At 42.2% G+C, this 23,997-nt stretch carries 25 protein-coding genes; 8 read left to right on the plus strand and 17 right to left on the minus strand.

Features of this window, described 5'->3' with window-relative positions:
- Positions 1-90 precede the first annotated feature (90 nt).
- Positions 91-2,031: an acetate--CoA ligase gene (gene acs, locus L3Q70_RS13050; protein WP_062568807.1), complete on the minus strand. Its 1,941-nt coding sequence runs from the start codon at positions 2,029-2,031 to the stop codon at positions 91-93.
- 304 nt (positions 2,032-2,335) lie between these two features.
- Between acs and L3Q70_RS13055 the strand changes: the two genes are divergently transcribed.
- Together L3Q70_RS13055 and L3Q70_RS13060 are read left to right on the plus strand one after the other, a co-directional pair.
- Positions 2,336-3,505 (plus strand): DcaP family trimeric outer membrane transporter, encoded by a 1,170-nt coding sequence (locus tag L3Q70_RS13055; RefSeq protein WP_062568806.1) that lies wholly within the window; start codon positions 2,336-2,338, stop codon positions 3,503-3,505.
- A 149-nt stretch (positions 3,506-3,654) separates the two neighbouring features.
- Positions 3,655-5,763, plus strand: a complete 2,109-nt coding sequence (locus L3Q70_RS13060; protein ID WP_062568805.1) for a TonB-dependent siderophore receptor — start codon at positions 3,655-3,657, stop codon at positions 5,761-5,763.
- A gap of 686 nt (positions 5,764-6,449) precedes the next feature.
- On the opposite strand, the gene recA is transcribed toward L3Q70_RS13060, so the two are convergent.
- Both recA and L3Q70_RS13070 read right to left on the minus strand, forming a co-directional pair.
- Positions 6,450-7,496: a recombinase RecA gene (recA, locus tag L3Q70_RS13065; RefSeq protein WP_193987749.1), complete on the minus strand. Its 1,047-nt coding sequence runs from the start codon at positions 7,494-7,496 to the stop codon at positions 6,450-6,452.
- Positions 7,497-7,554: 58 nt separating this feature from the next.
- Complete coding sequence (locus L3Q70_RS13070) at positions 7,555-8,052, minus strand: CinA family protein (RefSeq protein WP_193987750.1); 498 nt, start codon at positions 8,050-8,052, stop codon at positions 7,555-7,557.
- Positions 8,053-8,073: 21 nt separating this feature from the next.
- Here L3Q70_RS13070 and mutS point away from each other — a divergent pair, with 21 nt between their 5' ends.
- Positions 8,074-10,644: a DNA mismatch repair protein MutS gene (gene mutS / locus L3Q70_RS13075; RefSeq protein WP_062568802.1), complete on the plus strand. Its 2,571-nt coding sequence runs from the start codon at positions 8,074-8,076 to the stop codon at positions 10,642-10,644.
- A 95-nt stretch (positions 10,645-10,739) separates the two neighbouring features.
- Here mutS and rpoS read toward each other — a convergent pair whose 3' ends face one another.
- The 11 genes from rpoS to L3Q70_RS13130 are packed head-to-tail and all read right to left on the minus strand — an operon-like array spanning position 10,740 to position 18,312.
- Positions 10,740-11,723 (minus strand): RNA polymerase sigma factor RpoS, encoded by a 984-nt coding sequence (gene rpoS, locus L3Q70_RS13080; RefSeq protein ID WP_062568801.1) that lies wholly within the window; start codon positions 11,721-11,723, stop codon positions 10,740-10,742.
- Positions 11,724-11,780: 57 nt separating this feature from the next.
- Complete coding sequence (locus L3Q70_RS13085) at positions 11,781-12,605, minus strand: peptidoglycan DD-metalloendopeptidase family protein (RefSeq protein WP_193987751.1); 825 nt, start codon at positions 12,603-12,605, stop codon at positions 11,781-11,783.
- Between the two features lie 41 nt (positions 12,606-12,646).
- Complete coding sequence (locus L3Q70_RS13090; protein ID WP_062568799.1) at positions 12,647-13,225, minus strand: YqaA family protein; 579 nt, start codon at positions 13,223-13,225, stop codon at positions 12,647-12,649.
- Positions 13,226-13,236: 11 nt separating this feature from the next.
- Positions 13,237-13,875 (minus strand): protein-L-isoaspartate(D-aspartate) O-methyltransferase, encoded by a 639-nt coding sequence (locus L3Q70_RS13095; protein ID WP_062568831.1) that lies wholly within the window; start codon positions 13,873-13,875, stop codon positions 13,237-13,239.
- Positions 13,865-14,629 carry a 5'/3'-nucleotidase SurE gene (gene surE / locus L3Q70_RS13100; RefSeq protein WP_193987752.1) on the minus strand — a complete coding sequence of 255 codons (765 nt, stop codon included), beginning with the start codon at positions 14,627-14,629 and terminating at the stop codon, positions 13,865-13,867. Before surE ends, L3Q70_RS13095 begins: the two co-directional genes overlap by 11 nt.
- A complete protein-coding gene (locus L3Q70_RS13105) occupies positions 14,630-15,658 on the minus strand; it encodes a tRNA pseudouridine(13) synthase TruD (RefSeq protein WP_062568797.1) in 1,029 nt (342 codons plus the stop codon).
- Positions 15,655-16,137 (minus strand): 2-C-methyl-D-erythritol 2,4-cyclodiphosphate synthase, encoded by a 483-nt coding sequence (ispF, locus tag L3Q70_RS13110; RefSeq protein ID WP_062568796.1) that lies wholly within the window; start codon positions 16,135-16,137, stop codon positions 15,655-15,657. Before ispF ends, L3Q70_RS13105 begins: the two co-directional genes overlap by 4 nt.
- Positions 16,134-16,835 (minus strand): 2-C-methyl-D-erythritol 4-phosphate cytidylyltransferase, encoded by a 702-nt coding sequence (gene ispD / locus L3Q70_RS13115; protein WP_193987753.1) that lies wholly within the window; start codon positions 16,833-16,835, stop codon positions 16,134-16,136. The genes ispF and ispD overlap by 4 nt, the downstream gene beginning before the upstream one ends.
- A complete protein-coding gene (gene ftsB, locus L3Q70_RS13120) occupies positions 16,825-17,115 on the minus strand; it encodes a cell division protein FtsB (protein WP_062568794.1) in 291 nt (96 codons plus the stop codon). Before ftsB ends, ispD begins: the two co-directional genes overlap by 11 nt.
- Before the next feature lie 22 nt (positions 17,116-17,137).
- On the minus strand, positions 17,138-17,770 hold the full coding sequence (locus L3Q70_RS13125; protein ID WP_062568793.1) for a hypothetical protein: 633 nt from the start codon (positions 17,768-17,770) through the stop codon (positions 17,138-17,140).
- A gap of 59 nt (positions 17,771-17,829) precedes the next feature.
- On the minus strand, positions 17,830-18,312 hold the full coding sequence (locus L3Q70_RS13130) for a DUF2947 domain-containing protein (protein WP_062568792.1): 483 nt from the start codon (positions 18,310-18,312) through the stop codon (positions 17,830-17,832).
- A gap of 62 nt (positions 18,313-18,374) precedes the next feature.
- On the opposite strand from L3Q70_RS13130, the gene L3Q70_RS13135 reads away from it, so the two are divergent.
- From L3Q70_RS13135 to L3Q70_RS13145, 3 genes are read left to right on the plus strand one after another with little or no spacing between them, the layout of a single operon-like run.
- A complete protein-coding gene (locus L3Q70_RS13135; protein ID WP_193987754.1) occupies positions 18,375-18,614 on the plus strand; it encodes a DUF1653 domain-containing protein in 240 nt (79 codons plus the stop codon).
- A gap of 52 nt (positions 18,615-18,666) precedes the next feature.
- Positions 18,667-19,515 (plus strand): MoxR family ATPase, encoded by an 849-nt coding sequence (locus L3Q70_RS13140; RefSeq protein WP_062568790.1) that lies wholly within the window; start codon positions 18,667-18,669, stop codon positions 19,513-19,515.
- 1 nt (position 19,516) lies between these two features.
- Positions 19,517-20,704 carry a VWA domain-containing protein gene (locus L3Q70_RS13145; protein ID WP_237114402.1) on the plus strand — a complete coding sequence of 396 codons (1,188 nt, stop codon included), beginning with the start codon at positions 19,517-19,519 and terminating at the stop codon, positions 20,702-20,704.
- Positions 20,705-20,854: 150 nt separating this feature from the next.
- Here the strand turns inward: L3Q70_RS13145 and L3Q70_RS13150 are convergent, their stop codons facing one another.
- The 3 genes from L3Q70_RS13150 to L3Q70_RS13160 all read right to left on the minus strand — a co-directional run bounded on the left by L3Q70_RS13150 (position 20,855) and on the right by L3Q70_RS13160 (position 23,117).
- Positions 20,855-22,102, minus strand: a complete 1,248-nt coding sequence (locus tag L3Q70_RS13150) for a divalent metal cation transporter (protein WP_193987756.1) — start codon at positions 22,100-22,102, stop codon at positions 20,855-20,857.
- A 164-nt stretch (positions 22,103-22,266) separates the two neighbouring features.
- On the minus strand, positions 22,267-22,623 hold the full coding sequence (raiA, locus tag L3Q70_RS13155; protein ID WP_062568786.1) for a ribosome-associated translation inhibitor RaiA: 357 nt from the start codon (positions 22,621-22,623) through the stop codon (positions 22,267-22,269).
- A gap of 182 nt (positions 22,624-22,805) precedes the next feature.
- The gene (locus tag L3Q70_RS13160; protein WP_193987757.1) at positions 22,806-23,117 is read right to left on the minus strand and encodes a pyrimidine/purine nucleoside phosphorylase; all 312 of its coding nucleotides are present in this window, start codon (positions 23,115-23,117) and stop codon (positions 22,806-22,808) included.
- Between the two features lie 270 nt (positions 23,118-23,387).
- Here L3Q70_RS13160 and L3Q70_RS13165 point away from each other — a divergent pair, with 270 nt between their 5' ends.
- A complete protein-coding gene (locus L3Q70_RS13165; protein ID WP_062568784.1) occupies positions 23,388-23,630 on the plus strand; it encodes a type II toxin-antitoxin system ParD family antitoxin in 243 nt (80 codons plus the stop codon).
- On the plus strand, positions 23,627-23,926 hold the full coding sequence (locus L3Q70_RS13170) for a type II toxin-antitoxin system RelE/ParE family toxin (protein WP_062568783.1): 300 nt from the start codon (positions 23,627-23,629) through the stop codon (positions 23,924-23,926). The genes L3Q70_RS13165 and L3Q70_RS13170 overlap by 4 nt, the downstream gene beginning before the upstream one ends.
- Positions 23,927-23,997 lie beyond the last annotated feature (71 nt).

Here is a 23,997-nt window from a genome sequence, read left to right on the forward strand (position 1 = left end):
CTCCTAATAAATTCGGCTGACACCTATTTCTAAGTGACAGCCGATATACTACGTTTAGAATCAACTTCTAATCAAGTTTTTAACGCATTTTTAACGATTTAATCTGTTCTCGATTAACTCATCAACCACACTCGGATCGGCCAGTGTTGAAGTATCACCTAACTGTTGGTGCTCATTTGCCGCGATTTTACGTAGAATTCGACGCATGATTTTACCAGAACGTGTTTTCGGTAGGCCTGGCGACCATTGGATCATATCTGGTGATGCAATTGGGCTTAGCTCTTTACGAACCCAGTTACGTACCTCTGCCGTTAACTCATCACTGACAGTCACGCCTTCATTTGGTGTAATATACACGTAAATGCCCTGACCTTTGATGTCATGTGGATAGCCAACAACAGCCGCTTCGGCAACTGCTTCGTGAGCAACTAATGCACTTTCGATTTCAGCTGTACCTAGACGGTGGCCTGATACGTTAAGCACGTCATCTACACGACCAGTGATCCAGTAGTAACCATCTTCGTCACGACGACAACCATCACCTGTAAAATACACACCTGGGTATGCTGAGAAATAGGTTTGCTCAAAACGTTCATGATCGCCATAAACTGTTCGCGCTTGTGAAGGCCAGCTATCTAAAATAACTAAGTTGCCATCAACTGCCCCTTCAAGCGTATTACCTTCGGCATCATACAATGCAGGCGCAATCCCAAAGAATGGACGTGTTGCCGAACCTGGCTTCATATCTGTTGCACCTGGTAGTGGTGTGATCATGATGCCGCCAGTTTCGGTCTGCCACCACGTATCTACGATTGGGCAATTTTCATTACCGATATGCTCGTAGTACCACGCCCATGCTTCAGGATTAATTGGCTCACCTACAGAGCCCATAATACGTAAACTAGTACGTTTTGATGTGGCCGTTGGCTCATCGCCTTTCGCCATCAAAGCACGGATAGCCGTTGGTGCAGTGTATAGGATAGTAACATTATGTTTATCAATGACTTCACCCATACGACCTGCTGTTGGGTAAGTAGGCACACCTTCAAAAACAACCTGAGTGCAACCATTAACTAATGGACCATATGCAATGTAGCTATGACCTGTGATCCAGCCCACATCGGCACTACACCAAAAGATATCATCTTCTTTTAAGTCAAATACGTACTCGTGGGTCATTGATGCATACACAAGGTAACCACCTGTGGTATGAACAACCCCTTTAGGTTGACCCGTTGAACCGGAAGTATAAAGAATGAAAAGCGGATCTTCTGCATTCATTGGCTCAGGTTCACATTCTGCCGGTAAATCTGCTACTAGGTCATGCCACCAAACATCATGGCTATTCCACTCAACATCGCCACCCGTTAACTGATGCACGATGACATGTTCCACACTGGTTACCGAATCTTGTGATACCGCTTCATCAACGTTTGCCTTAAGTGGCACGCAATTCCCTGCACGACGACCTTCATCAGAAGTAATTACAACCTTAGCGCCGGAGTCGTTAATTCGATCAGCAATCGCTGATGGAGAAAAACCACCAAATACAACAGAGTGAATGGCACCAATACGTGCACATGCTTGCATTGCATAGATAGCTTGTGGAGTCATTGGCATATAAATAGCGACGCGATCGCCTTTAGAAACACCTAATTTTTTAAGACCATTGGCGAGTTTTGCGACTTCATCATGCAGCTTTTGATAGCTAATGTTTTCGCTTTGTTCAGGGTTATCACCTTCCCAAATCAGGGCCGTTTTGTTTGCATTTTTAGCAAGGTGACGATCGATACAGTTATAAGAGGCATTCAATTGTCCGTCTTCATACCAACGAATATTAATGTGACCTTTATCGAATGACGTGTTCTTTACTTTATTATAAGGGGTCGACCAATCAAGACGTTTACCGTGCTCTCGCCAGAATCCTTCTGGGTCATCAATAGATTGCTTATACAGTGTATTATATTTATCGTTATCAACGAGTGCTGCATTCTTGATATGCGCTGGAACTGGATAGATACTTTGTGACATTGTTGTCGTCTCCATGTTAATTACTTGCCAAAGGCTTACTTCAAGGATCACTCAGCAAAGCGACTTAAAATATTAGACCTTAGTTGTATATCTCACCAATAAACAAAAAACTTCGTAATCACCTTCTATAATCAAGTCCAATGTACTAATACATCTGACTAACTACCTTAATTTAAACAAACTTTGTTGCTCATTAGTATTAGTACCACCTTAGTCTAATAGACCAATAGATAATTGAGAGAAATCACTTCTTAAACAACAGTGATACAACAACATACAAGTAGCTTTGACAGGAATACACATTATGACAACAAGAAAAGTAACAGCCTTGAAGACATTAACTGCATCAGCAGTACTTTGTGCGCTGACAGGCACAGCACACGCAGCCACCATAGGTAATACTGATATCACCTATGGCGGTTATGTAAAACTCGATGCAATGTGGAGTGATTACTCATCAGGTATACCAGACGGTTCAAGCGTTGGTCGCGATTTTTACGTGCCAAGTACGACTCCTGTTGGACCTGACGCAGACAATGATGCTGTCTTTGATATGCACGCCCGTCAATCACGTTTCAATTTTGGTACCGCAACCAAATTAGATAACGGAAAAACCATAAATACAAAGATTGAGATCGACTTTCTAGCATCAGCACCTGGTGGTAATGAGCGCGTTACTAATTCATATGCACCACGTATTCGACAAGCTTATGTCACGTATGACGGTTGGTTATTCGGTCAAGCATGGTCGAACTTCCAAAACGTAGGTGCTCTTCCAGAAACCCTTGATTTTGTTGGTCCAGCAGAAGGCACTGTGTTTGCTCGCCAAGCTCAGGCAAGGTACACAACGGGTAGTTGGTCTTTTTCAATCGAAAACCCTGAAAGTACCATTACCACACAAGGTGGTGCTCGCGTTGCAACCGATGATGCCGCAATGCCTGATTTTACAGCCCGTTATACTCACAAAGCGGATTGGGGTGAGTTAGTTGTGACAGGTCTTGCACGCCAATTAACCTATAAAAAGAATGGTATTGATGCCGATGAGTCTTCATTTGGTATTAGCGCGTCTGGTAAAGTAAACTTTGGTCAAAACAACCTTAAATTTATGCTGACACAGGGTTCAGGCTTAGGTCGCTACGTGGGTTTAAATGTTGCTCATGGTGCCGTGCTTGATGGTGATGATCTTGATGCCATTGATTCAACATCAGGCTTTATTGCCTATCAGCAACATTGGAATAGCCAATGGCGTTCAACATTCCTTTATTCATTCTTCTCTGCTGACAATAATAGTGACTTATTTGCGATCTCTGGCGATCCTACAGAAACCAGTCAAAGCTATAGTGCAAATATCTTATACTCACCTGTTAAAAAGCTTACGTTTGGTGTTGAGTATAAACATGCTGAGCGTGAACTAGAAAGTGGCACAGATGGCGATATGGATCGCTTGCAGTTCTCTGCAAAATACGTTTTTTAATCCCTAATCAGTTTTACTTCCTGAAGCGGCTTCGGCCGCTTTTTTTGTTTATTTTAAGCCAACACCGACAAACCTAATTGCAAACCATTTTCATTTAGATTACATTACGCATTAATTTACAATCTGAATTGAACTATTTGGGAATTTGCATGTCATCAACTAAATTTTTGCGCCTTTCACAATTAAGCTTAGTGACTTCAGCACTATTAAGTGGCCACGCTTTCGCTGCACAAGAAAAAGAACAACCTATTGAAAAAATAGCTGTTTATGGTCAGCACCATAAAAACTACATCACTGAAGAAGCGCAATCTGCAACAAAACTTGGGCTAACAATAAAAGAAACACCCCAGTCTATCTCTGTTGTATCTCGTGCATTAATGAATGACTTTTCACTTGATGATCTGAACTCAGTCCTTGAAAGTACACCAGGTGTCACTGTTGAGCAAATTGAAACTGATCGTACCTACTTTAAAGCACGTGGTTTTGAGATAACAAACTTTCAGGTTAACGGCATGGGTATGCCACAAGACAACGGCTCTATCCAGGGAACTTTAGATACCTCAATTTTCGATAGCGTTGAAATTGTCCGTGGCGCCAATGGTTTAATGACAGGTGCAGGTAACCCATCTGCAACTGTTAATATGGTTTTAAAACGCCCTACTTATCAAACACAAGTCAATGCATCTGTATCGTACGGCTCTTGGGATAGCAAACGCTTAGAGCTTGATGCATCAACTGCACTAAATGAAAATCACGCTGTGCGTGCTGTATTTACCAAACATAAAGCAGAGTCTTACCTTGACCGCTATGAGCAAGATAAAACAATTTACTACCTTGCTTACGAAGGCCAGTTAACGGATAGCACGGTAGTAACGGCTAACTACGTTAACCAGAAAAAAGATGCAGATAGCCCATTATGGGGTGCACTCCCTCTTTATTATAGCGATGGCTCAGCAACTAACTTTGATGAATCAACCAGTACAGCATCTGACTGGTCTTACTGGAACAACACAACAGAGCAGCTGTTCTTATCAATTGAACAAGCAATTACGAATACTTGGTTTTTAAAAGCAAGCTATGCGCACTTAGAAAATGAGCAAGATTCAGAGCTTTTTTATGTCTATAAAACACCTGATAGAGAAACAGGTTTAGGCTTAATAGGTTACGCAAGCGAATATGATCATAAAGATAAGCACGATATTTTAGATATCTATGCAACTGGTAAGTTCGACTTATTTGGCATGGAGCACGACCTATCGTTTGGTGTAAACCAAGCGGATATGGATAACGATGATATGTCTCTTTATGATAATGAAAATGGCTTCCCTCGCATGCCTGAACTTGGCGGTTGGGATGGCACAGCACCCACACCGACATTTGATGATGGTTTAACAGGTGCTGATATTACAAGTCGTCAGCGTTCTGCTTATATTTCTACACGAATTCGTGCCACAGACTCATTGAGTTTCTTAGCGGGTGTTAGCCATGTAAACTGGGAAACTGAGGGCGAGTCATATGGAAAAGCGAAAGATAAAGACAGTGATCAAACTGTACCTTATTACGGTGTAGTGTATGACATTAACGAACGTTTCTCTACATATGCAAGCTACACAGAAACTTTTGTACCACAAACAGAGCGTGATATTAACGGAGATTACCTAGATCCAATCACAGGTAAAAGCAGCGAAATCGGCTTGAAAGCACAATTACTCGATGACAACTTATTCGTGACCTTTGCGTATTTCGATGCTAAGCAAGAAGGCCTAGCTATCGCTATTGCTGGTTCTCAACCAGATGACACACGCTACTATGGTGCAGATGGCATCAATAGTGACGGTTTTGAAATAGAAATGAGTGGCCGACTCAACGACACACTTAGTGCTAGCTTTAGCTATAGTAACTTAAATATCGATGGTGATGAGTTAGTAAAAGATTACACACCAGAGAATCAAGTTAAACTTGCTTTAACCCAGAAAGTACCTCAAATAGATGGCCTAACCTTTGGTTTAAATTACCAGTGGCAGGATGACACGCAACGTGTGCAACCGACACAGCCTTCAGGTGTGGTACCGGTCACAAAACAAGATGCCTATGGCTTACTAAACCTGATGGCAACCTATGACATTAATGATAATGTGAGTGTTAACTTTAATATCAACAACGTAACCAATGAGAAATACCTTCACAGCTTGTTCTGGGAGCAAGGTTACTACGGTGCACCACGCGGTTATGCTATGTCATTAAACTGGCAGCTATAATCTTGCTTTAGCGTTTTTAATAATCCTATTAAACGTGCTATAAAATCGCAGCTACGCCCCGTAGCTGCGGATTTACCCCGCGACAGCCCAAAAAACAACTTAACCTAAAACGCGATATAAAACCGCGCCTACGCCACCTTGTAACAACGGGTTTACCCCGCAACAGCCCAAAAAACAACTAAATCTTAAGCGCGATATAAAACCGCGACTACGCCATCTTGTAACAACGGGTTTACCCCGCAACAACCCAAAAACAACTCAAGTTAAAGCGCGATATAAAATCGCGACTACGCCATCTTATAGCAACGGGTTTACCCCGCGACCAATCAAATAAACACGTAACCCGAAACGCGATATAAAACCACGACTACGCCATCTTATAGCAGCGGGTTTACCCGCGATAACCCAAAAAAACAACCTAAACTAAAGCGCGATATAAAATCGCGACTACGCCACCTTGTAACAACGGGTTTACCCCGCAACAGCCCAAAAAACAACTAAATCTTAAGCGCGATATAAAACCGCGACTACGCCATCTTATAGCAACGGGTTTACCCCGCGAGCATTCAAATAAACAACACGCGGCCACAGACTATTTCAGCCATAAAAAAACCGCTACATAGGGTAGCGGCTTTCTTTTGTTAAGTGCGGGTCAAATCACGCTTAACGATACTCTTTAAAACGATTTATAGCTCATCTTCTGCGATTAAGCCTGCATCTTCACCATCTTCTGGTTGTACAGTGGCTTGCAGTAATAGCATCTCGCGTAGTTTGCCTTCGATTTCATCTGCGATCTCAGGGTTATCTTTTAAGAACTTAATTGAGTTAGCTTTACCTTGGCCGACTTTATTACCATTATAGCTGTACCAAGCACCTGACTTTTCAACAAGTTTATGCTTAACACCTAAATCAATTAGCTCGCCATGTTTAGAGATACCTTCACCGTACATAATGATGAATTCAGCCTGTTTAAATGGCGGCGCAACTTTATTCTTAACGATTTTCACGCGGGTTTCATTACCAACGACTTCGTCACCTTCTTTCACTGAGCCGATGCGACGAATATCTAAACGTACAGAAGCGTAAAACTTAAGCGCATTACCACCCGTAGTTGTTTCTGGGTTACCAAACATAACACCAATTTTCATACGGATTTGGTTAATGAAAATACACAGTGTATTTGAGCGTTTAATGTTACCCGTTAACTTACGAAGTGCTTGCGACATTAAACGAGCTTGTAGGCCCATATGTGAGTCACCCATGTCGCCTTCAATTTCAGCTTTTGGTGTCAGTGCAGCAACCGAGTCAACAATCACTACATCTACAGCGCTTGAACGTACTAACATGTCACAAATTTCTAATGCTTGCTCGCCCGTATCTGGTTGGGAAACAAGTAACTCATCAATGTTTACACCTAGTTTTTGTGCATACACAGGGTCAAGTGCATGCTCAGCGTCAACGAACGCACATGTTTTACCTTGCTTTTGAGCTTGAGCGATAACTTGTAAAGTAAGCGTTGTTTTACCTGATGATTCAGGACCATATATTTCAACGATACGGCCTGTCGGTAAACCACCTATACCTAACGCGATATCAATACCAAGTGAACCTGTCGAGATAGCTTCAATATCAAGGGCTTTATTATCACCCAATTTCATAATTGAACCTTTACCAAATTGACGTTCAATTTGTGATAAAGCAGCGTCCAACGCTTTTTGTTTGTTATCGTTCATTCTGTTCTCCAAATCCGGCTAATGCAGACAGTATACTGTATGAAATCACAGTATCAAGCTAATTTTCTGATTTTATCAATTCAATTACTTTTTCTATTGAATAAACAATAGCTTGCTCTCTAATATTTGCTCTATTCCCAGAAAAAACCTGCTTGCTCGAATAGTTTTTCCCTGCAAAATGAATACAAAACCAGACTAACCCCACGGGCTTATCCAGTGTCGCACCTCCAGGGCCTGCAATACCAGAAACCGCAACCGCAATATCAGCTTTTGCTGCTTTTGCAGCACCCGGTGCCATTTCAAGGACAGTTTGTTCACTTACGGCACCGTAGGTGTTTAATGTTTGCTCGTTAACACCAAGTAGTTCATGCTTTGCCTGATTGCTGTAGGTGACAAAAGCACGGTCAATATAATTAGAACTTCCTGGCGTATCAGTAAGCGCATAACTCACGCCCCCGCCCGTGCATGATTCAGCGGTAGTGATCCATAAGCGTTTATCCGTTAAAATAGCTCCTAATTTCGCAGCAAGTGTTTTAATCTCTTGATGTAATTCCATATTCAGCCTTTGGGTAAGTACATGTCGTTTGATCTTTATGCACCGCACACTATAAAACAACAAACCCCTATGATGCAGCAGTATCTTAAAATAAAAGCAGAGCATCGAGATATTTTGCTGTTTTATCGAATGGGTGACTTTTATGAACTGTTTTTTGATGATGCCAAACGTGCCGCACAATTACTTGATATTTCTCAAACTCACCGCGGCAAAGCCGGTGGTGACCCAATCCCAATGGCCGGTGTCCCTTATCACGCTGTAGAAAACTACCTAGCCCGCTTAGTGCAAATGGGCGAATCCGTTGCTATTTGTGAACAAATAGGCGACCCTGCGACGAGTAAAGGCCCTGTAGAGCGCAAAGTCGTGCGCATTGTTACGCCTGGCACAATTTCTGATGAAGCCTTACTGCAAGAACGTCAAGACAACTTATTAACGAGTGTGTGGCAAAGCAACAAGGGTGTTTACGGAATAGCGTATCTTGATATCAATTCAGGGCGCTTTAATATTCTTGAAGTCAATACTGATGAAGCATTTAGCTCAACATTACAACGTTTAGCGCCTGCTGAGCTGCTTTACAGTGAAACATTTGCAAATGTGCACCTAATTGAGCATATAAAAGGCGCGCGTCGCCGTCCAGAATGGGAATTTGATTTAGATACTGCCCAGCACTTACTGTGCGACCAATTTGGCACTAAAGATTTAGTGGGATTTGGAGTCGATAAAGCTCATAACGCACTCATTGCTGCTGGGTGTTTAATGCAATATGTTAAGGATACTCAGCGCATTGCCCTGCCACATATTCGTGCCATCACTCTTGAACAAAATGAACATGCAGTGATCCTCGACGCTGCAACTCGTAAAAATTTAGAGCTCACGGTGAATCTTTCTGGCGGCTACGAAAACACCCTCGCGCAAGTACTTGATAGAACAGCAACAGCCATGGGTTCTCGCTTACTAAAACGCCGTATTCACACTCCAGTGCGCAGCAAAACTGAGCTTAACTCTCGTCTCAATGCAATAAGTGCGATTATTGATGCGCAACTATGCGGTGAGCTACAAGAATCATTAAAGCAAATTGGTGATATTGAACGTGTTATTGCTCGCTTAGCACTTTGCACCGCAAGACCCCGTGATTTAACGCGCTTGCGTAGCGCTTTGCAGGCTTTGGCACCACTGCACGAACTGCTAATGGATGCCAACAATCCACGTATTAGTCAGATCATCGCAAACTCGCAACAATTGCCTGAACTGCAAGATTTACTGGAACGTGCTGTTATAGAAACTCCGCCTGTACTTATTCGTGATGGTGGCGTTATTGCCCCTGGTTATAATAGTGAACTTGATGAATGGCGTGCGCTGAGCCAAGGTGCGACTGATATTCTTGAAAAACTTGAAGAGCGTGAACGTGAACGCACTGGTATTAGTACACTAAAAATTGGCTATAACAAAGTACATGGTTTTTTTATTGAAGTTAGCCGTGCCAATTCACATTTAGTGCCTGCGGATTATATTCGTCGCCAAACGCTTAAAAATAATGAACGCTACATCATTCCTGAGCTAAAAGAGCACGAAGATAAAGTACTGGGTAGCCAATCAAAAGCATTAGCCCTTGAAAAGCAACTTTACGAGCAGTTATTTGAATTTATTGCTCCGCATATCGAGCAGCTACAAACCATGGCAGCTGTGTTAGCCGATTTAGATGTATTAAATAACCTAGCAGAACGAGCACAAGCACTTAATTACGCTAAACCAACACTTTGCGATAACGACAATATCAGCATTAAGCAAGGCCGCCACCCTGTTGTTGAACAGGTCATGAAAGACCCGTTTATTGCCAACCCAGTAGAGCTCAATAATGACCGTAAAATGCTAATTATTACGGGTCCAAATATGGGTGGTAAATCAACTTATATGCGCCAAACCGCGCTTATCGTCCTAATGGCACATATAGGCTCTTACGTACCGGCAGATAGCGCCGAAATCGGTAACATTGACCGTATATTCACACGCATTGGCGCAAGTGATGATCTGGCATCTGGGCGCTCAACCTTCATGGTTGAGATGACAGAAACAGCCACAATTTTGAATAATGCTACCGCACAATCGTTGGTGCTAATGGATGAAATTGGTCGTGGTACGTCAACCTATGATGGCTTGTCACTCGCTTATGCTACTGCAGACTATTTAGCCTCAAAGATTGCAGCTAAAACCCTATTTGCAACTCATTACTTTGAATTAACAGAACTTGCAGAACAGCAACAAGGACTGGTTAATGTGCATTTAGATGCCATTGAGCACAACGACACCATTGCCTTTATGCACACAGTACTTGAAGGAGCTGCAAGTAAGAGCTTTGGCTTGCAAGTTGCAGCACTTGCCGGTGTGCCAAAAGCAGTAATTCAACAAGCAAAACAGAAACTAAAAATGCTCGAAAATCACCAGCCAGTCACAGCTCCTGTGCAGCAACAGCAAGCACTGGCTTTTGATAATGAGCCATCAGAGCTTGAATTAACCTTAAAACAGCTTGATCCAGACAGCCTCACGCCAAGGCAAGCACATCAGCTATTATATCAGTTAAAAGATTTACTTTAATTACCACAATAAAAAAGCTGACGTAACGTCAGCTTTATTGTGTGTTCTGAACCCGTAGGTTCTATACCCTTGATCAGGTATGCATTGTTGTCAAATTAAGTGAATTGGTCGAACAGGCTATCAGTGCTTAAACCTTCGTGTTGCAAAATATCTTTTAAGCGACGTAATGCTTCCACTTGAATTTGTCTTACACGCTCACGTGTTAAGCCAATTTCACGACCCACATCTTCAAGCGTTGATGGCTCGTAGCCAAGTAAACCAAAGCGGCGTGCTAATACTTCGCGTTGTTTTGGGTTTAATTCACCAAGCCAATCGACTATATGCTTGTTGATATCATTATTTTGTACTTCGCCCTCAGGGCCAGAGCCTTTTTCGTCAGCAATAATATCGAGTAAGGCTTTATCATTCTCACCACCAATTGGTGTATCAACTGAGGTGATTTTTTCGTTTAGACGCAGCATTTTTGTTACGTCTTCAACAGGTTTATCTAAACACTCTGCAATTTCTTCTGCTGTTGGTTCATGGTCTAGCTTTTGCGTTAATTCTCGTGCGGTTCTTAAATAAACGTTCAGCTCTTTAACAACATGAATGGGTAAGCGAATAGTACGGGTTTGATTCATGATGGCACGTTCAATAGTTTGACGAATCCACCACGTTGCGTAAGTTGAAAAACGGAAACCACGTTCTGGGTCAAATTTTTCAACAGCTCGAATAAGACCAAGATTACCTTCTTCAATAAGGTCAAGTAATGCAAGGCCACGATTGTTATAGCGACGAGCAATTTTTACCACTAAGCGTAAATTACTTTCGATCATTCGTTTACGAGAGGCTTCACAGCCTTTCAACGCTTTACGCGCAAAGTATACTTCTTCTTCTGCACTGAGCAGAGGAGAGAAACCTATTTCACCGAGATATAGTTGCGTTGCATCTAAATTCTTGGCTACTTCATCCTTTGCAAAAATATCTTCTTCGTTATCCACTTCCTCTAGTAAATCAGAAGATTCTTCTTCGACTACTGTATCGTCAAATTTATCGTCAATCGTTTCTGTTGTTTTCTCAAGTTTTGCTGTGTGACCCATAAGCGTCCTCCCGAGCAAATATGTGATTGAGCTAAATCACTTTATCAATACCCGTGGCTAAGGTAGATATTTAGCAGGGTTGACTGCTTTTCCTCGATAACGAATTTCAAATCTCAAAGCCGTTACTGAGGAGTCGGAACTGCCAATTTCTGCTATTTTCTGGCCCGCCTTTACTTCCTGTTTTTCCTTTACGAGCAACTTGGAGTTGTGCGCGTAGGCACTTAGGTAATCATCATTATGTTTCAAAATAATTAAATTACCGTATCCCCTTAATGCGTTGCCAGCATAAACCACCGTTCCGTGTGCAGCAGCTAAAACAGATGCCCCTTTTTTATTAGCGATTTGTAAACCTTTGTAGCCATTTTCTTTAGTAGAAAAACGGCGAGTGACCTTACCTTGAGCGGGCCAGCTCCATATTACTTTCGTACTAGATTTACTACTTCTTACACTAACTTTTTTGTTGGCTTGTTTTTGAACATACTCTCGTTGTTTTGGCTGATCAAGCTCTTTTTTTAATTTTTTGTTATTTTTTTGTTTCGAAACAGTAGACTTTTTACTCCATTTCGTATATTTTTTCGTCTTTTTTGGTTTTACCGCTGCTTTTTTAAGCAAAATGCGTTGCCCAGGGTAAATTGTATAAGGTGCTGGAATACGGTTTATTTTTGCCAAAGAACGGAAATCTTTCTGAGCGCTAAACGCAATTGAGTAGAGCGTATCGCCTTTTTGTACTCGATAACTTGAGCCTGTGATATTAACTTTACGTGTGGTGGGATTGATTTGATTATCTAAACTACTGACCGGCGCAGGTGCATTACGAGAGGAGCAGCCAAAGAGCAAAATACTAAGAAACAAAGCAACATAGACTGTAAAATGCTTTCTCACTGTAAAATGCTCCTTGAAATGCTAACTGAAGGTTTTAAGTGCTATCGTAATAAAAAGTATGCAACCACAACTAAAATAACTAAACCCCAGCCAAGTGCTTCAACATATTGACGTAATTTTTGCTCCATTTTAACCCCACCCCACTTCATTAAAGCGGAAACCAAGAAGAATCGTGCACCACGACCAATGGCTGAGGCAATTAAAAAGGGCAAAAAGGCCATCTGCATTAACCCTGCCCCTATCGTAAACACCTTATAGGGGATAGGCGAAAATCCAGCGATAAATACAACCCAAACACCATAGGTTTCAAACCAACTAAGTGCTAAGTCAAACTTTGCTTGCCAGCCCATTTGAGCAATAAAAGGCTCTACAACTGGCTCAAATAGCCAATAACCTAACAGATAACCTAAAACACCACCAATGACAGATGCAATGGTAGTAAAGCTTGCAAAACGCCATGCTTTGCTTGGTTGTGCAAGCGACATTGGCGCCAGCATGACATCGGGTGGCACCGGAAAGAAAACAGATTCGGCAAAGCTCATCCCTGCTAAATAGCGCTCTGCATGGCGGTGCTTTGCCCACACAAGTGCCATATCATATAACTTAGTAAATAACTTCAAAGTATGACGTCCTATTCAATATCACCAGGTACCAAAGGTACAAATCGTACTGGTGCAACTACATGTTCACTAAATGTATCGCCATTTCTGACAACCATCATTAATTGTTGGTCTTGCTCGCCCACAGGGGCAATCATGACTCCGCCATCAGCTAACTGTGCTAATAACCCTTTTGGCATTGTTGCAGCCGCAGCTGTCACAATGATGCCTGAAAATGGAGCTTGAGACTGCCAACCCTGCCAGCCGTCACCATGTTTCATTGTTACATTATATAAATCGAGTTTATGTAAACGCCGTTTTGCTTGCCATTGCAGTGCTTTAATTCGCTCAACAGAACAAACTTTGCTAAATGTTTTGGCAAGGATCGCTGTTTGATAACCAGAGCCTGTGCCTATTTCAAGCACTTTGTCTTTAACACCAGCCAAACGTAAAAGCTCAGTCATCCGTGCAACAATATACGGTTGTGAGATAGTCTGCCCTTGGCCAATGGGTAATGCGGTATTCTGATACGCTTTGTGCTGCAATACATCATCAACAAATAAGTGTCTGGGTGTTGTTGCTATTGCTTCAAGTACGATAGAGTCCTCTACCCCTTCTCGCTTTAATAATTCAGCCAACGCTAACGCACTGCGATTATAATTAGTCAGCACCATTAATCTCCATATTTGCCAACCAGCTATCAACCGCTTGCAAGCTTTCTTTCGCTGTCATATCAACACTTAATGGTGTCACCGATGCATAACCATTGTTGATGGCATAAAAGTCAGTGCCTTCACCTGCATCGCTTTCAGCGCCTAACGTACCATACCAATATATATCACGACCCCAAGGGTCTTGCTGTTTAGTCATGGTTTCAGCTTTATGGCGAGAACCCAAACGCGTCACCTTCACGCCTTTTAATTCTGTTAGAGGAATATCGGGAACGTTTAGATTAATTATTTGATCTTTTGGTAATGGATGAGAAGCCAGCTCTTTAATAATGCTCACGGCAACGGCCGCTGCAGTTTCAAAATGGTTGCCTTCTTTAGAACATAACGAAACAGCAATGGCTGGCAATCCTAAATGACGTCCTTCAGTTGCTGCTGCTACCGTACCAGAATAAAGCGTATCATCACCTAAATTAGCACCATGATTAATACCTGCTACAACTAAGTCAGGCAGCTCGTCAGTGAGCTCGTTTACACCTAAATGAACACAATCTGTCGGTGTACCATTAATCGAAATAAACCCGTTATCTAGCCTAGTCGCTCGTAATGGGTTCATTAAAGTAAGTGAGTTACTTGCGCCACTGCAATTGCGATCAGGTGCAACTAACGTTACATCTGCAATTTGAATCAAAGCTTGGTGCAAAACTGCAATCCCTTTAGCATTGACCCCATCATCATTACTTAATAAGATTTTCATTTACGCATCCTTTTGTTTTTGCTCTCTAGGGCTAGCGTCTTGATAGTCCACCAGCTCACGCAGCAAGGCGGTAGCAAAACAGCCTTTTGGTAAACCAAAGCTTAACTTTAAAGTAGTTTCGTCTATGGTTTCTACTGCTAATGAATCGGGTATTAAGCGTAACATTCTACGCTCATTCTTTAGACCTAATTCAGCAAGCCCATCAATCCACGACTGATAAGGTGTAAGCCATTTTTTTTCAGTCTCGGTCAGGCCTTTTTCACCTTTGCCTACCATAGGCGCCGACATCACAATATCACCAGACGCTAAGCGTGCAATATTGTCGTCACTTATATTGTCTTCAAAAAAAGCATTACTACCGCTAAGCATAAACACTTCGCGGTGCATTGTTTTAGCAAGGCCATGCTCAGCAACCCGCATGCTCACTATTTCATTAAACACATAAGAGCGCGCTGCTGAAATCACTAAACCACGCAGTTTTTTATCGCGAATGCGCTCTCCCGCAAACATCCGTTTAGCCATCTCAAGGTTATGACCGCCATGACCAAAGCGCTGCTCACCAAAATAATTGGGGACGCCTGCTCGCACTGCATTGATACGACACAAAATATCCAAAGGCTTAGTCACATTACGTAACGTAATGGTAAAGCGATTACCTTTATGGCAGCCGGTTCTGAGCTTACGGTTATGGCGCTGCTGCGATATCACAAAGAACTGCTCGTTATTTAATTCACTAAATTCAATATGCTTTTTAATTGGTACTGGCACACTAAACCACTGGGTACAAACACCGTGGCGATCTTTTAGACCCGCGTAGCTTACATCGCGCGGTGATACACCTGCTTTTTCGGCAATGCGTTTAGCAACAAACTGTGTATTTTCGCCTTTTTTCACCACCTGTAAGCAGACATGCTCGCCAGAACCTGTAAACTCAATACCCAAGTCTTCATCAACCATAAAATCTTCAGCAAACGTTTTAAAGTCAGCCTTAGAAAGAGGTTTACCATATAGGTAGTTTAATTCGCTCATGAATTGTGTTTACTCATAATAACGACAGCGTGGCTTGAGATGCCCTCTTTACGTCCTTCAAAACCTAACTTTTCGGTGGTTGTCGCTTTCACATTAACCTGTGAAATGTCAGCTTCTAAATCTGCTGCTAAGTTTTCACGCATTGCTTGTATATGTGGCAGCATTTTTGGCGCTTGTGCAACAATCGTGACATCGGCATTGCCAAGTACGTACCCTTGCTGTTTAGCAAGCCCAACCACATGGCGTAATAAAATACGACTGTCGATGTTTTCGTATTCACTGGCTGTATCAGGAAAGTGCTTACCAATGTCACCCATAGCCAAAGAACCTAATATCGCATCACATAATGCGTGAATAGCCACATCACCGTCTGAATGTGCTAAGAACCCTTGTGGATAATCAATTTTTTCACCACAAATAACCAGCGGGCCTTCGCCGCCAAATTTATGAACATCAAAGCCATGGCCAATTCGAATCATGGGGTACTCTCATTTTGTTGTTTATTTAGTAGGAACTCAGCTAAATCTAAGTCTTCTGGTGTGGTGATCTTAATATTGTCGCTACGGCCTGGCACCAATTTAACGGGCTGCTTAGCCCACTCCATTGCAGATGCTTCATCCGTGATGGTTACACCATTTTTAAGCGCATTTGTAAGAGCATCTGTCAGCGCTTGATAAGGGAAAAACTGGGGGGTAAGTGCCTGCCATAAATCATCACGCGGCACTGTTTGCTTACAATGCGTCTCACCACGCTTTATGGTGTCTTTCACTTTTGAGGCTAAAATACCGCCTTCATTCACAGCAACACAGTCAGCGATCAAGCGCTCGATATCAGTTAAACATACCAGCGGCCTTGCAGCATCATGCACCAAAACCCAATCAGGAGGATTATCAGCAAGTGATAATAAGGCATTTAAGACTGAGTCAGCGCGCTCTTTCCCCCCCGTTACTCGCTCTATACGGTTATCAATGCGCGGTAAATCCGCAAAATAGCCGTCACCATCGCTGATTGCAACTTTTATGGTGCGAAGGAGGTTAAGTTCAGCAAGCTTGCTAAGGGTATGTTCTAAAATCGTTTTGCCAGCAAGTTCAATATATTGCTTAGGCGTGGAGTGTTGCATGCGGCTACCAACCCCTGCGGCAGGGACGATAGCGGTAATTATTTGCTTATCTTTCATTATGTTGTTGTCTAGGTAACACTCGAATAAATGTTTCACCTGGTTTAATCATTCCTAACTCGTTCCTTGCACGTTCTTCAATTCCCTCTTGGCCGAGCTTTAAATCTTTTATATCAGCTTTAAGCACTTTATTTCGCTTCAAAAGCTTGGCATTGGTATCTTGATGAGACGTAACCGCTTGCTTAAGGCGAGTGTAATCCTGTACACCATTATGACCAAACCATAAACGGTACTGAATAAATAGCGCCAAACATAACAAGGCGAATTGAAAAACCCGCATTGAACACTCCTTCGCGGTTAAATTAAGTCTTTGGGCGCTTTAGGTTGCGCCAATTTATATTGCTTGCTAATAGCATTTCTCTTAAAGATAAACGCTTAGGTGTTACTCGTTTATTAAACTGCCATTGGTGACCACAGCACGCCGCTATCATTACCGCTTTAGAAGGCTTTAATAATTGAGCGTGCCTTCCTTCCAATGACTCACCCGAATGATTAAACCAGCCAAGCTCATTGCAATGTACCTTATTGTCGCTTACTTGATCTAAGCTGTCTATGCGTACTGTGGTACATTGACCGTCATTAATTAACACGGGAACAATTAACCCGCGCTTAGCGTATTGACTAAAAAAACGCGCTGACTCATTTTTACTATGCACAGGAGGCTGCGTTTTTTGCTTCTCGAGCCAACTACCATTTTGTGAATCAAGTTGTAGAGGCGCATCCCCACTCACAATTCGTATAGCAAGCCGTTCAATATAAAAAGGTAAACTGGCTAATAGTCGTCTTAATCTTGCCGCATCTGGCTCTTCAACTAAACGTGGAATTTCACGCGCATAAAAAGCATTACACAACTGAGCATACAAAGCCCGCTCGGCATCAGTTTGCCAAATTTCGGCTTGTTGTAACGATTTGCTCTGAGAGTTTGAAGTAGACAATGCGCGCTCTTATAAAACAATTGCTTGACTGTTTTATAGCATAGAGCGTTAATTGAGCGCTACTTTACTGCGCCTTTTTTACCCAGTTTGGCATTACCTGACTCTAAAAACTGCACAACAGCATCGCGTTTTTTGCCCATTAACAAACTGCCATCAGCTAAAAACATAAAGTTTTGCCAACAACGTTTAAAGACAGCAAAACTAGTTTCGATGATATTGTCGCGTGCCATGCAAAAATACACTGTTGTGTTGGCTTCCCAATCAAGGTGCGCCAAAATAGCCTCGGGGAGTTGCTCTTCGCCGGCTTCCCATGCATTTTCCCAATTAAGTGTCTCGATAAAGCTCTCTTCTTTGCCACACCAATCTGTTTTATCAAAAAAATCAGGGTGATCATGCTCGCGGCTGACCATGGTGCTCCAAAGCACAGCAGCACGTTCACTTGTCATTGGCTTAATTTGCTGCGCATCATCTGCGCTGATAGGCATATCTTTATGGCGAAAAACCCACGCTTTCTTGTATTCATCTAACGAAATATAATTCATAGTGTTGGCGATTTATTTAGCATTAATAAAGTGCAAAACGTAATTATACAAGAGATCAAAACATGACTACAGCAATAAAACTTCATCCTCTCAAATCAGGTATATATCAACACTACAAAGGCCAAAAATACAAAGTTGAGTATGTTGCCACCCACAGTGAAACCGAAGAGCAACTTGTTATTTACCAAGCACTGTATGGTGAGTTTGGCATGTGGGCACGCCCACTTAGCATGTTTTTAGAAACCGTTGAAATCGATGGCAAAACAGTGCCGCGTTTTGCATACCTTTCAGACACAGAATAACTATGGCATCATAGCATTATTAATCACTGCTCAGACCAGATAAGGTGACATCGTGCTTTTTAATTCAACCGATAACTACATTGCAAGTTCTGCATTAAAACAAGCCGTTAACGCGGCCATATTGCTCGAAAAACCGCTGTTGATAAAAGGCGAGCCAGGCACGGGGAAAACCATGCTGGCCGAGGAGCTTGCAAAAAGCTTAGACACCACGCTCATTCAATGGCATATAAAATCAACCACTAAGGCTCAGCAAGGCCTTTATGAGTATGATGCGGTATCACGTCTACGCGACAGTCAGTTAGGCGATGAACGAGTTCACGATATCGGCAATTACATTGTTAAAGGGAAACTATGGCAAGCCTTTACCTATGGTGAGCAACATAATAAACGCCCAGTGCTATTAATTGATGAAATAGACAAAGCCGATATCGAATTTCCCAACGACTTGTTATTAGAGCTCGATAAAATGGAGTTTCATGTTTATGAAACCGGCGAGCGTGTTATTGCTAAGCAACGTCCGATTGTGATCATCACGTCAAATAACGAAAAAGAGCTGCCAGATGCTTTTTTACGTCGTTGTTTTTTCCACTACATTGATTTTCCAAGTAGTGAAGAAATGGCACAAATTATCGATGTGCATCACCCTCACGTTAAACAAGATTTAGTACGCCAAGCACTCGAAGTGTTCTTTAACCTGCGCGATGTTAACGGCATTAAGAAAAAACCATCAACAAGTGAATTACTTGATTGGTTAAAATTGCTGATGGCTGAAGATATTGACGCTAAAACACTGCACGACAAGAGCCAAAAAGGTGGCCTAATGCCCATGTTTGGAGCGTTATTAAAGAACGAGCAAGACATCAGCCTGATTGAAAAACTTGCCTTTATGAGCCGCCGTTAAGATGTTAATTGCGTTTTTCTTTAAGCTACGCGAGTACCGCTTACCGGTTAGTTTGCGAGAGCTACTTGATTTGATCAATGCGCTCAAGCAAGGAGTTATTTTTGCCGATGTTGATGCATTTTATTACTTAGCGCGTACCATCATGGTGAAAGATGAAACCCATTTTGACCGCTTTGATAAAGCCTTTGCTGATTACTTTAGTGGGATTGCTGACCTTGATCTGCTCGAAAGCTTAAAACAGCAACATGCCTTGCCTGATGATTGGCTACGCAAAGAGTTCGAAAAGCATTTAAGCGACGAAGAAAAAGCGCAATTACACGCTATGGGTGGCCTTGATAAACTCATGGAAACCCTCAAGCAGCGCCTTGAAGAACAGCAAAAGCGCCATGCAGGCGGCAATAAGTGGGTTGGCACAGGCGGCACATCGCCGTTTGGCGCCTATGGTTATAACCCTGAAGGTGTGCGCATTGGTCAAGACGGTAACCGACATCGCCGTGCTGTAAAAGTATGGGATAAACGCAGCTACCGCAACCTCGACAGTGACCGTGAAATCGGCTCACGCACCATTAAGCTTGCCCTTAAAAAACTGCGTAAATTTGCCCGCACTGGCGCTAGCGATACACTGGATTTAACCGAAACCATCCGCGCAACCGCAAAGCAAGGCGGCATGCTCGATGTAAAAATGGCACCAGAGCGCCACAATGCGGTAAAAGTGTTGATGCTGTTTGATATCGGCGGTTCAATGGATGACTACATCCATACTTGCGAAGAGTTATTTAGCGCCGCCCACAGCGAGTTTAAACACCTTGAATTTTACTATTTTCATAACTGTTTGTATGAGCATGTTTGGCAAGACAACGAACGTCGTCACACAAACGTGATTGATACCAAGACCTTGATTAACAAGTTCACCAGCGATTACAAGGTCATTTTTGTTGGCGATGCCACTATGGGCCTCTATGAAATCGCCTACCCTGGAGGCAGTGTCGAGCATTGGAATGAAGAGCCAGGCAGTGCTTGGCTAAACCGTATCACCAACCATTTTGATAAAGTCGCTTGGCTCAACCCACAACCCGTTGAACACTGGCGCTATTATCAATCAATTGATTTTATAAAACAGTTAATGGACAACCGCATGTACCCACTCACGCTAGATGGGATTAGTAATGCGATTAGGGAGTTGAGTTAGAGCCGTCAGTCGTCAGTCGTCTGATCTGTCGTCAGTCAAACAGCATAAAAACCGAGACATGAATGTAAAGTTACAATTGTTTATAAACACAAATAATTAAGCCCCTTCTCGATCAGCTATAAACTGACGGCTGAAAGCTGACAGCTCCCTTTACATTATCTTCCAAACCAAAAACACCAGCGCAAAGCCTACTAAATAAAGCAGACCTAGCCAGCTTAGGGTGCGTAATAAAGGTGAGTGATGAATGCTGGGTTCTGAGCGTACTAAACTAAAGTTCAGCCATGCAAATACGGGAGTTGTAACAAAAGCGAGGGTCATAGCAAAAGTAAGCATTGGCCCAAGGGCTGATTTAAAAAATAAAATCACTGCCATGCCTGCAAATGCTTGTAATAATAGCCACATATTCAAGCTATGTTTTGACTGTTTAACGGGTAGCAATTTATGCGACTCATTTAATGTTCTGGCGTAGCCGTCAAGTACCGTCAGCGTGGTACCAAACATACATAAAAAAGCGATACCTGAAACCAGCGGCCTTGCCCACTCCCCCATGGTGAGTGCATACATATCAATCAACTGTTTGGCAAACGCCACGCCACCTAATTGAACGGCCTGTACGTGACCATATTGCACCAAAACACCTAATGAAAAAAACACGAGCGCAAGTGCTGCGGTAAGCCAGTAACCCAAATTAAAATCAAACAAGCCTTGTTGTTTTGTCACCGCTTGTTGATGTTGCTTTTCTTTTAGCCATAACGAGCTAATCGCTGAAATTTCGATAGGTGCTGGCATCCAGCCCATAAGTGCCACCATAAAGCCTAGCATGGCAAGTTCATACGGCGATGGGCCCACATAGTCAGCAGGTGCCACTACTGCATGGTTTATAGCACCATTATTAATAGCTACAATCAACGCAGCGACGGTTGTTACAGTAAGTAGCCCCATAATAAGCTTTGAAACATTATCGAGCGCCTTAAAGTGCCCCAATAACAAAATAAGCAAACACACAGCCAAAATCAGCCAGCACAACAGTGTAACCGAGATACTTATGGGTAACGCATAGTGCAACAAGCTGGCCGTTAATAGTAATACTCCTGCGGTATTCACCACAGCCGCAACAATATTCAGCGCAATAAAACTATAAAAGTAGCCTGGTCCTTTTTGCTTATAACCCTCAACTAAACTTTGTTTAGTGGCTAAGGTGTATTCCATACCAAATCGAAAAAATGGGTACTTTAATATATTTACTACAATGATTAGCCAAAATAGCTGCCAACCGAATAACGATCCTGCTTGTGTTGATGCCACTAAATGCGAGCCACCAATTGCCGCTGTAGCCATTAAAATACCCGGCCCTAAAGCATTTAATTTAGATTGCCAATTTGATACTGCTGATTGCATAGGTTTTGTGTTTTTTATTCTTAGTTACAAGCAACTTACAGCGTTTTAGATGAGATTGGAAGTTGGATAAGGTAGAAAGTAAAAACCAAAAAAGCCAACCGCTGTGAAGCGGATGGCTTTTCAATTTTAGTATAGGCTAGCCACTTCAGGCTAGCGCATTGTAATTAGCTCAGATCCATTTCTTGAATGATTTCGTGGGCGATTTCCGGCGTGGTACTGACCGGTTTTTCATGTAATTTGGCTTTCATTTGCCCTTTTCGATGTTTAAGTGATGCATCGAGTTTTTTAGCCGCGCTTGCGATAGCCGGATACATCACGTCATCTTCTCCTTTAACTGATAAACGCGTACCTTCATAAGTGGTACTGATCTCAGCTTGATACTTGTGATGTTCTTTTGAAAGAATAATATCGAGTGATATTAATGATGGAAAATGGCTAGCAATTTTCGAGAATTTCTCGTTGATGTGAGCTCTAACAGCCTCAGTAACGTCAACATGATGACCAGAAATATTAATCTTCATAGGGTATCCTTTTTTCTTGTTACCTCACAGTTAGTATTGGGGGCGAATTGAATTAACACAAGCGAAAATTACAGATAATTAGTAATTGATTGTAACCACAGATGATTTAGATCATGCTTTGCAGATAAAATATGCAAAAGCCCGCATCACACTGGCTTTCCACAGAGGTTAACAACTGCTTGTTAAGTGTACGAGCAACAGTAATCAGCGAAATCAGTTACCTTGACACGGAAGGTAACGTTCGCATCTACATTAAATGAATCTCCCGCCTTCATCGTTTGCCACTGTGTTTCGTCAGGCAGTAATACTTGCCACTCACCCGCTAGCAGCTCCATGTGCTCTTTTTGATTTGTGCCAAACTCAAACTCACCTGGTTGCATAAAGCCCAGTGTTTTAGTACTGCCATCGGCAAAAAGCACAACACGGCTTGACACTTTACCATCAAAATACACATTGGCTTTTTTTACAACACTTACACTGTCAAACTGAGTCATACTCACTCCTGTTATGTTTTATTATTAACGTATAGACATTGCCAGTTGTTAGTTTAGTATTCAAGGGGAGCTGAGTGAGAAATAATCAAGTCCGTTTAGCCGTAGTTAGCTATAAGCCGATCTTGCAAGCATGGTAGGTCGTGCTTTAGCACGAATATCTCTCACTTTAATTTGCGTTCAAAAAAATATGGCTGAATACTTTATGCGCACCTTGAATTCAAGCCTAACTGATACCATAATTAGGTATATATTGGTATTAAGGGCTATATTATGGCTAAGAACACTAGCATTACTTTGGGTGACCATTTTGACAGTTTTATTGCTAATCAAATTCAGAGCGGTCGCTATGGCTCGGCAAGTGAAGTCATTCGCTCCGCTTTACGTTTACTTGAAACCCAAGAAACTAAAATGAACACTTTACGCCAACTACTTGTTGAAGGTGAAGAGAGTGGAGTTTCGGATTATGATCTTGATTCGTTTATCAATGAGTTAGATAACGAAGAGAGAAAATGAGACCCTTTCAATTAACTAACAAGGCGAAATCTGATTTAAGAGATATAGCTTTATTTACCTCTTTGCGCTGGGGTCGTGAACAGCGAAATATTTATCTAAAACAGTTTGATGACTCATTCTGGCTGTTAGCCGAAAACCCTGACATTGGTAAAACCTGTGACGAAATTCGCGATGGCTACAGAAAATTTCCACAAGGAAGCCACGTAATCTTTTATCGTCAAATCGGCAGTCAAAATATAGAGGTTATCCGTATTCTCCACAAAAGTATGGATGTGAATCCAATTTTTGGCGTATAACGCCTCATTTAACAGGCTCAAATCTAACTTCTGGTATTCAACCAAAAAGCATAAGTTTTCGCGCGAAATAA

The sequence above is a fragment of the Pseudoalteromonas sp. CF6-2 genome (assembly GCF_021729425.1).
Taxonomy (GTDB): Bacteria; Pseudomonadota; Gammaproteobacteria; order Enterobacterales; family Alteromonadaceae; genus Pseudoalteromonas; species Pseudoalteromonas arabiensis.

Coding starts and splice junctions, on each gene's coding strand:
- raiA (WP_062568786.1), bottom strand. CDS start 22,623: ATGAAGATTAATATTTCTGGTCATCATGTTGACGTTACTGAGGCTGTT.
- L3Q70_RS13145 (WP_237114402.1), top strand. CDS start 19,517: ATGTTAATTGCGTTTTTCTTTAAGCTACGCGAGTACCGCTTACCGGTT.
- rpoS (WP_062568801.1), bottom strand. CDS start 11,723: ATGGGTCACACAGCAAAACTTGAGAAAACAACAGAAACGATTGACGAT.
- L3Q70_RS13070 (WP_193987750.1), bottom strand. CDS start 8,052: ATGGAATTACATCAAGAGATTAAAACACTTGCTGCGAAATTAGGAGCT.
- L3Q70_RS13150 (WP_193987756.1), bottom strand. CDS start 22,102: ATGCAATCAGCAGTATCAAATTGGCAATCTAAATTAAATGCTTTAGGG.
- L3Q70_RS13105 (WP_062568797.1), bottom strand. CDS start 15,658: ATGAGCGAATTAAACTACCTATATGGTAAACCTCTTTCTAAGGCTGAC.
- recA (WP_193987749.1), bottom strand. CDS start 7,496: ATGAACGATAACAAACAAAAAGCGTTGGACGCTGCTTTATCACAAATT.
- mutS (WP_062568802.1), top strand. CDS start 8,074: ATGTCGTTTGATCTTTATGCACCGCACACTATAAAACAACAAACCCCT.
- L3Q70_RS13160 (WP_193987757.1), bottom strand. CDS start 23,117: ATGACTCAGTTTGACAGTGTAAGTGTTGTAAAAAAAGCCAATGTGTAT.
- L3Q70_RS13130 (WP_062568792.1), bottom strand. CDS start 18,312: ATGAATTATATTTCGTTAGATGAATACAAGAAAGCGTGGGTTTTTCGC.
- ftsB (WP_062568794.1), bottom strand. CDS start 17,115: ATGCGGGTTTTTCAATTCGCCTTGTTATGTTTGGCGCTATTTATTCAG.
- surE (WP_193987752.1), bottom strand. CDS start 14,629: ATGAAAATCTTATTAAGTAATGATGATGGGGTCAATGCTAAAGGGATT.
- ispD (WP_193987753.1), bottom strand. CDS start 16,835: ATGAAAGATAAGCAAATAATTACCGCTATCGTCCCTGCCGCAGGGGTT.
- L3Q70_RS13170 (WP_062568783.1), top strand. CDS start 23,627: ATGAGACCCTTTCAATTAACTAACAAGGCGAAATCTGATTTAAGAGAT.
- acs (WP_062568807.1), bottom strand. CDS start 2,031: ATGTCACAAAGTATCTATCCAGTTCCAGCGCATATCAAGAATGCAGCA.
- ispF (WP_062568796.1), bottom strand. CDS start 16,137: ATGATTCGAATTGGCCATGGCTTTGATGTTCATAAATTTGGCGGCGAA.
- L3Q70_RS13055 (WP_062568806.1), top strand. CDS start 2,336: ATGACAACAAGAAAAGTAACAGCCTTGAAGACATTAACTGCATCAGCA.
- L3Q70_RS13165 (WP_062568784.1), top strand. CDS start 23,388: ATGGCTAAGAACACTAGCATTACTTTGGGTGACCATTTTGACAGTTTT.
- L3Q70_RS13135 (WP_193987754.1), top strand. CDS start 18,375: ATGACTACAGCAATAAAACTTCATCCTCTCAAATCAGGTATATATCAA.
- L3Q70_RS13060 (WP_062568805.1), top strand. CDS start 3,655: ATGTCATCAACTAAATTTTTGCGCCTTTCACAATTAAGCTTAGTGACT.